The organism is Cupriavidus laharis (genome assembly GCF_914271435.1).
Lineage (GTDB): Bacteria > Pseudomonadota > Gammaproteobacteria > Burkholderiales > Burkholderiaceae > Cupriavidus > Cupriavidus laharis.
In genome coordinates, this window is sequence record NZ_CAJZAI010000003.1 from 475,246 (window position 1) to 487,374 (window position 12,129).

Sequence of the window (12,129 nt, forward strand, 5' to 3'; positions counted from 1 at the left end):
GTAAGACGCTGGATTCCCGCCTTCGCGGGAATGACGGTGGTTGCTTTGATGTTGTCGTGAAATAGGGAAAGCTCAATAAGCTAAGGCATGGCCAGCACAATCTCGGGGAAACACCAAGACGGTACGAGGCTGTTCCAGGATGGGCGAGGCTGCGTCCGGGGGTGATTTGCCCCATCTTCAAGGTTCGTCTCCCACTGTCTGGTGAAGCTGCGGATAGTTGAACACCCGACGTCTTGCACACGAGTATTTGGCGCCCCCGGCTTGCAGGCTTGTCTTGATTGGACACTTGCTTGCCAATTCGCGACATTTGGAAGGCTGCCGCGTCAAGGGACGGCAATGTTCCGTAGCATCGCGCCGTCGCATGAAGCAGTTCATGCCTCAGCGAGCGAACGGAGAACCTCTACCATGGCAGCACCCCAGCGCAAGGTCATCGTCACGTGTGCCGTGACGGGCGGCATCCACACCCCCTCGATGTCCCCGTAACCACAACGCACTTCATTGACCGCGGCATTCTCAAGCCACCGTTCTTCATCCAGTCCATTTTCGGCTTGCTCGGAGGCATCGGCACACATCCCGAGGACGTCATGGATATGCGCCGCACCGCGGAGCGTCTGTTCGGCAAGGACTACTACTGGTCCGTGCTTGGCGCCGGCTGTAGCCAGATGCCGATTGCATCGATGGTGGCTGCCATGGGCGGAAACGTCCGGGTCGGCCTGGAGGATTCGCTTTGGGAAGGTCAGGACCGATTGAAACCGCCATGCTCGGACGCATTGCCGGCGGCAGGGATCGGATCGCGGCGGTTGCCGAAACCATTCCCGCCGGACGCGTCGGCACGCCGGAAGAGGTCGCTGACGCGATCGTCTTCCTGGCATCCGGGCAGTCCGTGTACATCACGGGACAGATCCTTCATGTGAACGGCGGGAAGACTGCCTTGTAGTGATGCTTTCCGCTACGTGGGAGGCAACCGGTCTGGCAAAGATGCAGTGGCAGGAAAGTCGTGCTGGCGGTTGAGCGAGATGGCTGAATTATTCAAACAAATAAGGGTAGAGGAGAGAGCGTAATGAAGAAGACGATGATTGGCCTGGCGGCTGCCTGCGCCTGCGGAGCAGTCCAGGCGCAATCCAGCGTGACGTTGTATGGCGTGGTCGACGTGAACGTCGAATATGTCAATCACGTCGGAGCGGTTCCGTCGGCAAGCAATAACTTCAACCCCGGCCAGGGCGGAAAGGTCATTCGTGAGGACGCCGGTGGATACTCCGGCTCTCGCTGGGGCCTTCGCGGCACGGAAGACCTGGGGAACGGGCTGAAGTCGGTCTTTGTCCTGGAGAGCGGCTTCAATTCCGATACCGGCACCATGCAGCAGGGTGGGCGTCTGTTTGGTCGCCAGGCGTTCGCGGGCCTTGCGTCGCAATACGGGCAGGTCACCTTTGGCCGGCAATACCATTCGATGTTTTCCACGCTGGCCAACTTTATCCCGGCACGATACGCCACGCAGTATGAACCGGTTGGCGTGATCGCCGGTGGCAACTTCCGCGAGGACAACGCCGCGAAGTATACGGGCACGTTCGGGGGCTTGACGGTCATGGCAAACTGGTCGTTCGGCGTAGGGACAACACTTCCGCAAGTCACTCCGACTGTTCCGGCTGCGGGCGGCAATGGCGAGGTGCCAGGGCAGTTCCGTCGGGATTCCGCCTATGGTGCGGGCGTGAGCTATCTTTCGGGGCCGTTCGGGGTGGGTATCGCCTATGACCAGTGGAATCCGACGATCGGCACCGGCAATGGTGCCTTCAAGAAGGCTGCTGTGATGGCCAGCTATGCCGTCGCCGAGACAGCGAAGGTAATGGGCGGCTACCGCTGGGGCCAGAACAAGAACCAGAACGGTACGCTCATCCTGCGCGACGATTTCTACTGGATCGGGGGGCAATACCGCTTTTCCCCTGCGCTCGACTTTACGCTCGAGTACGACTATCAGAATGTAAAGAACATCGGTGGCAATACCGGGATGGCCAATCCCTGGCAGATTGCCCTGATTGCCGACTATGCGTTCTCGAAGCGTACGGACGTTTATCTGACCACAGCCTATTCAAGGAACGCAGGCCTGGCCATGGAATCGGCCGCGAGTAACTTTGCCACCAGTCTTACGCTGAACAGCTACGCTCTCCCGAATGGCAAAACGTCGATGTTTGGCGCTGCCGTCGGTATTCGTCACATTTTCTGAGTGCGCCGGGAGACCGGCAAGGAGTAGGTGGTGCAAGTCCACTACGATGAAGGAATAGCGAACCACATCGGCCCCGAGCCGTGCGCAGGTCACCGCGAGGTGGTCGGCGAAGCGTCGGTAGGGGAGCGTGCGGGCCAGCCATTGAGCCGCGATAGATGTGTCATTCCGGGTGCCGACGCGGTTCAGAACGCGGAAGGCAACATGAAGAGGCGCGTGAGCGCGAGCGCCTCGACGACCCGGCGTGGTCAAAGACCCTGGCACGCACGGACGCTCCTTGCGCGGGAACCGGGAGATCTCTCGTCTGGCCAGTCGCAGCATGGACTGGTCCGCATCGGGAAGGCGAGGAGCCGTAGCCGATGATGCACGGACGGGAGAAGTCAGACTCCGCCGTAATAGCGAGGAAGCCTGCGAACAAGGCCGGGAAATCGGCTGCGGGGTGGGTGGAGCGAAGGGCGGGGACCAAGGGGAACATGGGTCAGTCCAACACGTGCCGGGCGCAGAACCGGGCAAGCGTGCAACAGGGGCTGGAACGTGTACGTCAAGCTGCAAGGCAGCGGAAGAAGGAGCGGTTCACCGCGCTGCTGCATCACGTCACGGTCGACCGGCTTCGGGAGTCGTTTTATGCGCTCAAACGCAACGCGGCTCCAGGAGTGGATGGCCTCACGTGGCGGTACTACGAGGCGGGACTGGATGAGCATCTCCAGCGCCTGCACACGCAAGTAATGAGCGGAGCGTATCGGGCACTGCCCGTTCGGCGGCAGTACATACCCAAGCCGGACGGCAAACAGCGCCCATTGGGGATTGCCGCACTGGAAGACAAAATTGTCCAGCGCGCGGTGGTTGAAGTGCTAAATGCGATCTACGAGGAAGACTTTCTCGGTTTCTCGTACGGATTCCGACCCGGACGCAGTCAGCATGATGCGTTGGACGCGTTGGCAACGGCGATCACCCGCACCCCGGTGAACTGGATTTTAGACGCCGACATCCGCAGCTTCTTTGACTCGGTCAGCCAGGACTGGCTGGTTAGGTTCATGGAGCATCGGATCGGCGACGAGCGCATCATTCGTCTTGTGCGGAAATGGCTCAAGGCGGGCGTTCTGGAGAATGGAGAGCTGAGCGTCAGTGAAACAGGTACACCGCAGGGTTCGGTGGCGTCGCCACTGTTCGCGAACGTGTATCTGCACTACGTATTTGATCTCTGGGCCAACCGGTGGCGACGGCGAGAAGCTAAAGGCAACGTCATTATTCTGCGGTACGCAGATGATGTTGTGGTTGGTTTCGAGCACGAAGCTGACGCGCGGCGTTTCTGGGACGCGATGCGACAGAGGCTGGAGGAGTTCTCGCTGGCGCTACACCCGGACAAGACGAGGCTACTGGAGTTTGGTCGCAATGCAGCGGCCAACCGCCAGAGTCGAGGCCTTGGACGGCCGGAGACCTTCGCCTTCTTGGGCTTTATCTTTATCTGCGGACGATCGCGGCGCGGTGCCTTCCAGTTGCAGCGGAAGACCCGAGGTGATCGTATGCGGGCGAAGCTCAGGCAGATCAAGGAGGATTTGCGGCGGCGCTTGCACGATCCGATTCCTGCGCAAGGAAAATGGCTCAGGCAAGTGGTGCGCGGATACTTCGCGTACCACGCAGTACCAACAAATTCGCGAGCGCTCGGCGCTTTCCGTCACCACGTCCTGGACCTCTGGCGGCGTGCGCTCCGGCGCCGCAGCCAAAAGGATCACATGACGTGGGCGCGGGTCGAGCGGATCGCGGATGCCTGGCTCCCGCCACCCCGAATCCTTCATCCATGGCCCGACCGGCGCTTTGACGTCAAACACCCAAGGTAGGAGCCGTATGCCCGAATCGGGCTCGTACGGATCTGTGCGGGGGGTGCTCAGTAATGGGCATTCCTACCGCGATGCCTGGGGGAGCCAGCGACAGGGCTCCTGCAGAACTCACGAGCGCCAGAGGCCAGGGCGGTTGCCTGGCACGCCGGGTTGATTCCCCATTTGCCCCTGGCGCGCGCACTCGGCATGACTTGCCGGCCATCCTTCGATGCGCCGGGCAGACACGTCGGTCACGACGCCTCGTTGCCAGCTCCCGCAAATTCAGTATGCCTCCGACTGGCGGCGGACCGCGCACGTGTACGGAGCTGCCTGGCATTGCTGCTCGAACTGCAGCCGGCGATCCCGTACGCCGGCTGCCGGCGAATCCTTGTCGCAAAAGGACAAGCTTTAGACGTGCATGGCAAAGCGGAAAGTTGCGCCAGGCCAGATGATTCAGTTGTCCCTTGGCTAGCTCGAGCGGCAAGCCGCAGGTGAACGGTCATAACTGAAAGAGAACAGGAGACGACATGGCGAAAGTCGTTAAGCTTTACGAAACAGGCGGGCCCGACGTCCTTCGTTTTGAGGACGCCAGTGTTGGTGAGCCGGGGCCGGGGGAGGTCCGCCTCCGTCACGTGGCCGTAGGTCTGAACTTTGCTGACACCTACTTCCGCAGCGGTCTTTACCAGGTCCCACTGCCAAGCGGCATCGGCAACGAAGCCGCTGGCGTGATCGAGGCGGTTGGTGCCGGCGTCACCGACCTGGCAATCGGCGACCGCGTGACCTATACGGGCTTTACCCCCACGCTGGGCGCCTACAGCACCGAGCGGCTGATCTCTGCCGCTCCGCTGATCAAGCTTCCGGAGGCAATCAGTTGCGAGGTCGCCGCGGCCATGACCATGCGGGGCTTGTCAGCGGCCTACCTGATGCGCCGGATCTACCCCTTCAAGGCGGGCGACACCATTCTGCTCCATGCCGCGGCGGGTGGTGCCGGCCTGATCATTTCGCAATGGGCCAAGCTGCTGGGGCTGACCGTGATCGGAACGGTTTCTACCGATGCCAAGGCCGAAGTGGCGCGCGCCCATGGCTGTGATCACACGATCAATTACAGCCATGAGGACGTGGCCAGGCGCGTGCGGGAACTGACGGACGGAGTGGGCGTGTCCGTGGTCTTCGACAGCGTGGGCAAGGACACCTTCATGTCCTCACTGGACTCGCTCAAGCGCCGCGGCCTGCTGGTATGCGTGGGTTTCGCCTCCGGCCCGGTCACCGGGTTCGATCCGGCAATTCTGGCCCGCAAAGGCTCGGCATACCTGACGCGCCCCGGCCTGGCCGACTATATCGCCGATCCTGCCGAAAAGGCGGAACTGGTCGACGAACTGTTTGGCCACGTGGCGGCAGGCCGCATTCGCATCGGGATCAATCAGCGATACGCCCTGGAGGACGCGGTGCAGGCACATCGGGACCTCGAGGCTAGAAAGACCACCGGCTCTTCCATTTTCGTGATGTGACAGTTTCTAAAGCTATCCGATCTGGTTCGACATTCTCAATATTCAAAAATCATCCTGGAGACCCATCACCATGAACTTCCTTGACGGACACCTGTATCCCGAGAACCAACAGCCTCTGATCATCACCGCCGCTCCGTATGCGCCGGGCTGGATTCCTTCAGACTTCCCGGAAGACATCCCCGTCACCATGGAGGATCAGATCCAGAAGGCGGTGGATTGCTACGAAGCCGGTGCGAGGGTGCTGCATCTGCATGTGCGCGAAGCCGACGGCAAGGGCAGCAAGCGCTTGTCCAAGTTCAATGAGCTGATCGCCGGCGTGCGCGCCGCCTGCCCGGAAATGGTCATCCAGGTGGGGGGCTCTATCAGCTTCGCTCCTGAAGAGGGGCAAGGTGCCAAATGGCTGGACGACGACACGCGGCATATGCTGGCCGAACTCGACCCGAAGCCTGACCAGGTGACGGTGACCGTCAACACGGTGCAGATGAATGTGACGGAGCATGCTGGCCTGGATGACTTCAAGGGGGTTTCGCGCGGATTCCCGCACCTTTATGAGACCTACAAGGACATGATCGTGCCCTCGAATCCCAGTTGGGCCGAGGAGCATATCCGACGTCTGACCGCCGCCGGAATCCAGAGTGAGTTCCAGTGCTACAACATCAACAGCTTTGAAACGATTGAGCGGATGATTCGCCGCGGCGTCTACAAGGGGCCACTGGTGATGAACTGGGTGGCCATCAGCGGTGGCATGGACCAGGCGAACATCTACAACCTGGCAAACATGCTGCGTGCTGTGCCGGATGGCGCCGTGCTGACGGTGGAGAGTTCGGTGCTGAATGTGCTGCCCATCAATATGATCGGGATGGCTCTGGGCCTGCATGTGCGGTGCGGCATCGAGGATGTCCTCTGGAACCAGACCCGTACGGGAAAGATGAGCACCGTCGAGCAGATCAAGCAACTGGTGCGTATCGCCGGCGAATTTGGCCGACCGATCGCGACAGCGCAGCAGACGCGAGAGATCCTGAAACTTGGCGTCTTCTACGACACGGTCGAAGAGACGCTTCAGGCCAATGGCTTCGCGCCCAACCGTAACGGTGGCCACCAGGGATTCCTGCGCAAGCAAGAGAATCTGGCGGCGTGACGCTAGCCAACGCCGCCGGCTGACCTCGTCCTTGTTTCATGCAGTTCTCAGACAACGATTCACGCGGCCCGTTTTGCGCTGTGCCAAGTGCCGGCGTTGCTCGGGTTGCGTGACCTTGTCATGGGCGTTGCCGCACGGCGACGCACATAGAAAGAGGGCAGGGCGAGTGATCGGCAACAAACGACGTACATGGAGGATGACAATGGCATTTCAAATGAAAAAGCTGGTTGCTGTCACGCTGGGCACAGGAGCGCTACTGTCGTTGTGCGCCCCAGGGTGGGCGCAGGAGCCCTGGCCCGCGCGCCCGATTCAGATGATCGTGGCGTCGGGGGCAGGGTCAGGAACCGATGCCATGGCACGCGTGATGGCGCAGCGCCTTTCGGCATCCTTGAAACAGCCAGTCGTTGTCGACAACCGGCCAGGCGCCGGTGGAGTCATTGCGGCGAACGCTGTTATCAAGGCGCCGGCCGATGGATACACGATCCTCTATACCACTGCATCGAATATGGTCGTCGCCCCGGCCGTACTCAAGACCATCCCCTTTGATCCGAAGAAGAGCTTCGTACCAATTGCCGAGACAGCTGAGGGGGGCGTGTTCTTGCTGGTGAGCAACGATCTGCCTGTCCACAACCTGCCAGAACTCATCAGCCTGCTGAAGGCGAATCCGGGCAAGTACAGCTATGGAAGCTGGTCTCAGGGATCTACAGGGCAGCTAATGATGGAATGGCTCAAGAAGCAGACCGGCGTGGACACCGATCACGTCGCGTATCGAACTTCGACACAGCTATTGACTGACCTTTCCTCAGGTGTCGTGAAGATCGGTTGGACCGATCCAGGCGCGCCGGTCCCCTTCCTTCGTTCAGGGAAGGTTCGCGCCATTGCCATTGCCGGCAATGTGCACGCACCGCAGTTCCCGGATGTCAAGACCATGGGTGAACAGGGCTATAAGTTCGATGCGGTGGGCTGGTTCGGCATGTTTGCGCCGGCAGGAACCAACCCTGCAATCGTGAGGAGGCTGGCCGATGAAGTCACCAAGGTCCAGAGGTCCCCTGAGCTCGCAACCATGATGAAAGCCATGAACTTTGCGCCGCCGCCTGTGAAGACATTGGACCAGTTCGGCGAAACGGTCAGCCATGATCTGCAGGTCTGGTCGAAGATCGCTTCCGATGCAGGGATCCGGCTCGATCAGTAAGTCAGGAGGGGCAGAAATGAAGGTCAGGCAAAGCACCGCCTGACCAAGTGCGTGGAGGTGTCACAACCCCCCTGGGTTTAGGCCTGCCTCAAGAGCCGTTCCCTGATCCAACTTGTCGCCATCAATAGCGGATGATGCCTGGACTGCCGCCACCGATTTCAATAGCGTCCCCGTTGATGGCGATACTCAACGGGGATGCGAGGAAGGTCACCACGCGAGCGATGTCTTGCGCCTCGACCATTCGACCAATGGTGTCCCTTCCGATGGCAATGGCTTCCATATCGGCGCTGGCCCCATCACCTGCTACGCGCGTGTCTCGCGAAAGCGGTGTCGCTCCCGCTCAGAGTTGCTGAACCAGTTCCTCTGCCAGCGGCCACGTTCCATAGCCATCTGCCGGTCCGAGATGCCCCACCTCGCCGGCATCGACGAACCGGCTGCCCCAGGCCAGCGCCAGTTCACGGATTCGTTCGAACTTGCCGAACGAGTCATTGCGGCTCGCAACCACGATGCTCGGGAACGGCAGATGCCGCGGAATCGGGGTCCAGCCCTCATCCGCCAGTGCCTGCGGGTCCTTGTATCCGGCTGGCAGCGGGCTTTCGTAGTCGACCGGCGCGGCAAGCAGCATACCCTGCACGGCATGCTTCGTCTCCTGTGCCCAGTGAACCGTGATCAGGCAGCCCACACTATGGGCAACGAGGATGACCGGCCCTGCAATGTCACTTACGACACGCTCAAGGTTCGCCACCCTGGCCCTGCGCAACCTTTTGTCCTGATCAATCTGAGGCACGATGCGCACCGCTCGTCCCTGCTGCTGCAAGCGCTCTGCCAGGAGCGATTGCCAGTGCTCCGGCATATGATCGCGCAAGCCAGGGACGATCACTACCGTTGGCTGATTTCCGTGTGTCATGAGTTTCAGTCTCCTCGTTTGGTTTTAAGACTCGCCAGCCCTTTGGAGGTGTCGGCGCGTAATTCGACAACCTGCCAAGGGCGACCGTATGTGCTATTCCGTGTCACAGCTGACAACAACGGTGCCCAACTTTGTGCCCGCTTCGACAGCCAGATGGGCTTTCACGGTGTCTCGCAAGTTGAAGACGCTGTCGATAGCGTGAATGGCATCCGGGACGTCGTTCATCCAGCGCGACAATCCCTCCTGGGCTATCCAGCGCGTCTCGTAGGGCAACCCAGGCAGGTAGAGCCCCTGCAGGCAGAGATTCTTGCGAATCAGCGCGACCAGAGGAAGTTCCGGCTCGCGGGGACTACCGGCGGCATACGAAATCCATTGCGCATGATTGGCGGCGACCTGCAGGCAAAGCCTTGCATTGTCGGCTGCATTGACATCGACAATGTGATCGACGCCTCGTCCCCCGGTGGCATCGAGAATCTGGTGCGCGGCATCGGGTGCGGTGTAGTCGATCACTGTATCGGCGCCGCCGATCCTGGCGTGGGCGGCCTTGGGCCCAGAGCTGACGGTGGCTATGACATGCGCACCTCCCCATTTGGCGAGTTGCACTGCATAGTGCCCAACGGCCCCCGCACCGCCGGTAATCAGGACGTACTTTCCCCTGATCGGTCCACGCTGAAACAGACTGCTATAGGCGGTCATCGCTGGTATGCCCAGGCATGCCCCTTGCGCGAAGTCCATGTGTTCCGGCAGCGGTGCTGCCAACTCGTACGGAAGGCAGATGTATTCCGCCGCGGTACCAAAAGGGCGCCCTCGCTGTCCGAAATGCAGCCAGACTCGCGAGCCGAGCATGCTGTGATCGACGCCGTTCCCAACCCTGTCGATCACACCCGCGCCATCGCTGTTCGGAATAATGCGCGGGAACTCCATGCCGTCATGCATGCGTCCCGCTCGCCGGTTTGCATCTGCCGGGTTAACCCCCGACGCGTGGAGTCGCACGCGAACTTCGCCGGGCGCCGGTTGCGGGGTGGGCAGATCGCCGAATTCCAACACCTCATCGGCCGTCCCCTGTTTGTCATACCAGATCGCTTTCACGATGCCCTTGCAAAGTTGTGCGTGCGGAGCAGCAAGTGATTCTGCAAAGTTGCCGGCCTGCTCGCGAATCAGTAGGGGATATCGCCTACGATGCCGGCACGCTCCAGCTTGCGCGGTGCCGGAAAGTAGTCGTTGACTGCGTAGTGCTGCGTGCTGCGGTTGTCCCAGACCGCGACATCACCCTCCTGCCATGCCCAGCGCACCTGGTATTCGGGAATGGTGGCACGGCTGGTCAGGTAGTTGAGCAGCAGGGAGGCGCCTGGCGACTTGTCGATGCCGTAGCGCACGTTTGCCGGCGTGCTGTAGTTGGTGAAGTGCGTCGTGAACGAGGCGCCGACGAACAGGATCTTCTCTCCGGTCTCCGGGTGGGTGCGTACCACCGGATGCTCCACCGGTGGATGATCCTGGGCGAGCTTTGCGCGGTCTTCCGGCGTCATGACCGCGCCGAAGCTGTGCTCGATGCTGGCCCTGGCGCGCAAGCCGTCGATCTTCGTCTTGATCTCCTCCGGCAGCTCCTCGTACGCCTTTACCATGTTCACCCAGATGGTGTCACCGCCGATCTCGGGGCATTCGATGCAGCGCAGCACTGCGCCCATGGCCGGATTCTGGCGCCAGAGGCCGTCGCAGTGATAGCTGTTCTCGTAGCTGTGCGGGTTGTCGCTCCGGTAGACCTTCACCAGGCCCGGATAGTCGGGAACACTGCCGACGACTGGATGGTCTTCCAGCTTGCCAAAGCCGCTTGCAAAGGCCACGTGATCGGCGCGGGTGATCTCCTGCTTGCGAAAGAAGAGGACCCTGTGCTTGAGCAGTGCGGCCCTTATCTCCGCGAAGAGCGCAGGATCGCGCGCCGCCTCGCCGAGGTTAACGCCGGAAATCTCGGCCCCGATGGCGGGGGTGATCTGCCTGATCTTCATATCCATGTCTCCTACAGTTTTGTCGAGTGCAGGGAACGCTGCATCACGTTCGGCCGATTCCCGATATGCACTTTCGGATCATCCTGCCTGGTGACTTTTCACGCTTTGCCGTGTACGCCTTGAACTTGGCTTTTCACGACAGCAAGCTGCAGACGCGGGAAACATGGTATTACCGTTGCCGCGGGCATTCAGGGGCATCAAGAGGATGAGCGTAGCGGGTTACTCTCGATTGACAATGCGTGACAGGCATTTATCATGAGGCGTCAACTTTCTGCGTAGTCCCCGATGTCGTTACTTGTCCGTGCTGCGGCACTCACCAACTACAGCGAGGTTGCACATGCCGCCGGGCTGAACCCGGTGCGGATGATGATTGACGCAGGGATAAGTCCGAGCGTACTTAACGAGCCGGACCTTATGATTCCTGTCGAGCGTTTCGGACGCCTGCTGCAAGCCTCCGCAACCATGTCGGGCAACGAGAGTTTCGGGTTGTGCATGGCCGAATCGCGCCTGCTGTCGAATCTTGGGGCGGTAGGAATGCTGATCCGCGACCAGGCAACGCTGCGCGACTCGCTTGGCATGCTGATGCGCTACCAGTCGATGCTCAACGGTGCACAGTCGCTGGCGGTCGAGGAATGTGGCGAACGGGTCATCATTCGCGAAGCGCTGATCGCTGGCAACGCGCATCAGCCAACCCGCCAAAGGGTTGAATTGGCGCTAGGGGTAATGGTGCGGTTGATACGCCAGCTCCTCAGGCCCGACTGGCAGCCGCAGCGCGTATGCTTTGAGCACTCGGCGCCGCGCGATCTCGGTACGCACCACCGGTTTTTTGGCCGCTACGTCGAATTCGATTGCGACTTCAACGGCATCATCTGCGCGAAGGCCGATGTGGATGCCCGCAATCCATGGGCCGACCCGGCTATGGCGCGCTACGCGCAGCGTCTGATAGACGAGTCTGCCAGGTCGCAGCAGGCGTCAATGCTTGAGGACGTGCGGCGCACGATCCCGCTGCTGTTGCCCAGTGGGCGCTGCAGTATCGAGCAGGTGGCCGAACACATGGGCGTGGTAAACCGCACGGTGCAGCGCCGGCTGGCGGAACAGGGGCAGAGCTTCTCGTCGATCGTTAACGAAATCCGCACAGAGCTCGCGACGCGTTATGTCATGGAGAGCGATCGTCCGTTGACTGAAGTGGCGACCCTGCTCGGTTTTTCCGCACCAAGCGGATTCTCGCGCTGGTATCACGCGCAATTCGGCTGCAGCCCCAAGGAGAGCCGCGCCGCAAGCGGCACCGTGCGCCGACAGGCAGCACCTTCGCCGGAGAGCACAGCGTAATCCTGGTGGAAGCCAAGTTT

Annotated in this window: 11 protein-coding genes and 1 pseudogene; 8 read left to right on the forward strand and 4 right to left on the reverse strand. The window is 60.9% G+C overall.

The features are described 5' to 3' along the window. Nucleotides 1-482: 482 nt before the first annotated feature. The 7 genes and pseudogenes from LDO29_RS09450 to LDO29_RS09480 form a co-directional block, all read left to right on the forward strand. A pseudogene (locus LDO29_RS09450) lies at nt 483-749 on the forward strand (3-keto-5-aminohexanoate cleavage protein); the annotation flags it as partial. 8 nt (nt 750-757) lie between these two features. After that, complete coding sequence (locus tag LDO29_RS09455) at nt 758-937, forward strand: SDR family oxidoreductase (protein WP_224079522.1); 180 nt, start codon at nt 758-760, stop codon at nt 935-937. Nucleotides 938-1,060: 123 nt separating this feature from the next. After that, on the forward strand, nt 1,061-2,218 hold the full coding sequence (locus LDO29_RS09460; protein ID WP_224079523.1) for a porin: 1,158 nt from the start codon (nt 1,061-1,063) through the stop codon (nt 2,216-2,218). Between the two features lie 356 nt (nt 2,219-2,574). Continuing rightward, the gene (ltrA, locus tag LDO29_RS09465) at nt 2,575-4,053 is read left to right on the forward strand and encodes a group II intron reverse transcriptase/maturase (protein ID WP_224079524.1); all 1,479 of its coding nucleotides are present in this window, start codon (nt 2,575-2,577) and stop codon (nt 4,051-4,053) included. 506 nt (nt 4,054-4,559) lie between these two features. Next, nucleotides 4,560-5,540 (forward strand): quinone oxidoreductase family protein, encoded by a 981-nt coding sequence (locus LDO29_RS09470; protein ID WP_224079525.1) that lies wholly within the window; start codon nt 4,560-4,562, stop codon nt 5,538-5,540. Between the two features lie 70 nt (nt 5,541-5,610). Beyond that, complete coding sequence (locus LDO29_RS09475; protein ID WP_224079526.1) at nt 5,611-6,678, forward strand: BKACE family enzyme; 1,068 nt, start codon at nt 5,611-5,613, stop codon at nt 6,676-6,678. Between the two features lie 202 nt (nt 6,679-6,880). Continuing rightward, nucleotides 6,881-7,870 (forward strand): Bug family tripartite tricarboxylate transporter substrate binding protein, encoded by a 990-nt coding sequence (locus LDO29_RS09480; protein ID WP_224079527.1) that lies wholly within the window; start codon nt 6,881-6,883, stop codon nt 7,868-7,870. Between the two features lie 121 nt (nt 7,871-7,991). Here LDO29_RS09480 and LDO29_RS09485 read toward each other — a convergent pair whose 3' ends face one another. The 4 genes from LDO29_RS09485 to LDO29_RS09500 form a co-directional block, all read right to left on the reverse strand. After that, nucleotides 7,992-8,150, reverse strand: coding sequence for a hypothetical protein (locus LDO29_RS09485; protein ID WP_224079528.1), 159 nt, complete (start codon nt 8,148-8,150; stop codon nt 7,992-7,994). Between the two features lie 60 nt (nt 8,151-8,210). After that, nucleotides 8,211-8,777 carry an RBBP9/YdeN family alpha/beta hydrolase gene (locus LDO29_RS09490; protein ID WP_224079529.1) on the reverse strand — a complete coding sequence of 189 codons (567 nt, stop codon included), beginning with the start codon at nt 8,775-8,777 and terminating at the stop codon, nt 8,211-8,213. A gap of 93 nt (nt 8,778-8,870) precedes the next feature. Then, nucleotides 8,871-9,866: an NADPH:quinone reductase gene (locus LDO29_RS09495; protein WP_224079530.1), complete on the reverse strand. Its 996-nt coding sequence runs from the start codon at nt 9,864-9,866 to the stop codon at nt 8,871-8,873. Between the two features lie 68 nt (nt 9,867-9,934). Beyond that, the gene (locus LDO29_RS09500; protein ID WP_224079531.1) at nt 9,935-10,780 is read right to left on the reverse strand and encodes a TauD/TfdA dioxygenase family protein; all 846 of its coding nucleotides are present in this window, start codon (nt 10,778-10,780) and stop codon (nt 9,935-9,937) included. A 285-nt stretch (nt 10,781-11,065) separates the two neighbouring features. Here LDO29_RS09500 and LDO29_RS09505 point away from each other — a divergent pair, with 285 nt between their 5' ends. Then, on the forward strand, nt 11,066-12,109 hold the full coding sequence (locus tag LDO29_RS09505; protein WP_224079532.1) for an AraC family transcriptional regulator: 1,044 nt from the start codon (nt 11,066-11,068) through the stop codon (nt 12,107-12,109). The last annotated feature ends 20 nt before the right edge of the window (nt 12,110-12,129 follow it).

Coding starts and splice junctions, on each gene's coding strand:
- LDO29_RS09455 (WP_224079522.1), top strand. CDS start 758: ATGCTCGGACGCATTGCCGGCGGCAGGGATCGGATCGCGGCGGTTGCC.
- LDO29_RS09460 (WP_224079523.1), top strand. CDS start 1,061: ATGAAGAAGACGATGATTGGCCTGGCGGCTGCCTGCGCCTGCGGAGCA.
- ltrA (WP_224079524.1), top strand. CDS start 2,575: ATGATGCACGGACGGGAGAAGTCAGACTCCGCCGTAATAGCGAGGAAG.
- LDO29_RS09470 (WP_224079525.1), top strand. CDS start 4,560: ATGGCGAAAGTCGTTAAGCTTTACGAAACAGGCGGGCCCGACGTCCTT.
- LDO29_RS09475 (WP_224079526.1), top strand. CDS start 5,611: ATGAACTTCCTTGACGGACACCTGTATCCCGAGAACCAACAGCCTCTG.
- LDO29_RS09480 (WP_224079527.1), top strand. CDS start 6,881: ATGGCATTTCAAATGAAAAAGCTGGTTGCTGTCACGCTGGGCACAGGA.
- LDO29_RS09485 (WP_224079528.1), bottom strand. CDS start 8,150: ATGGAAGCCATTGCCATCGGAAGGGACACCATTGGTCGAATGGTCGAG.
- LDO29_RS09490 (WP_224079529.1), bottom strand. CDS start 8,777: ATGACACACGGAAATCAGCCAACGGTAGTGATCGTCCCTGGCTTGCGC.
- LDO29_RS09500 (WP_224079531.1), bottom strand. CDS start 10,780: ATGAAGATCAGGCAGATCACCCCCGCCATCGGGGCCGAGATTTCCGGC.
- LDO29_RS09505 (WP_224079532.1), top strand. CDS start 11,066: ATGTCGTTACTTGTCCGTGCTGCGGCACTCACCAACTACAGCGAGGTT.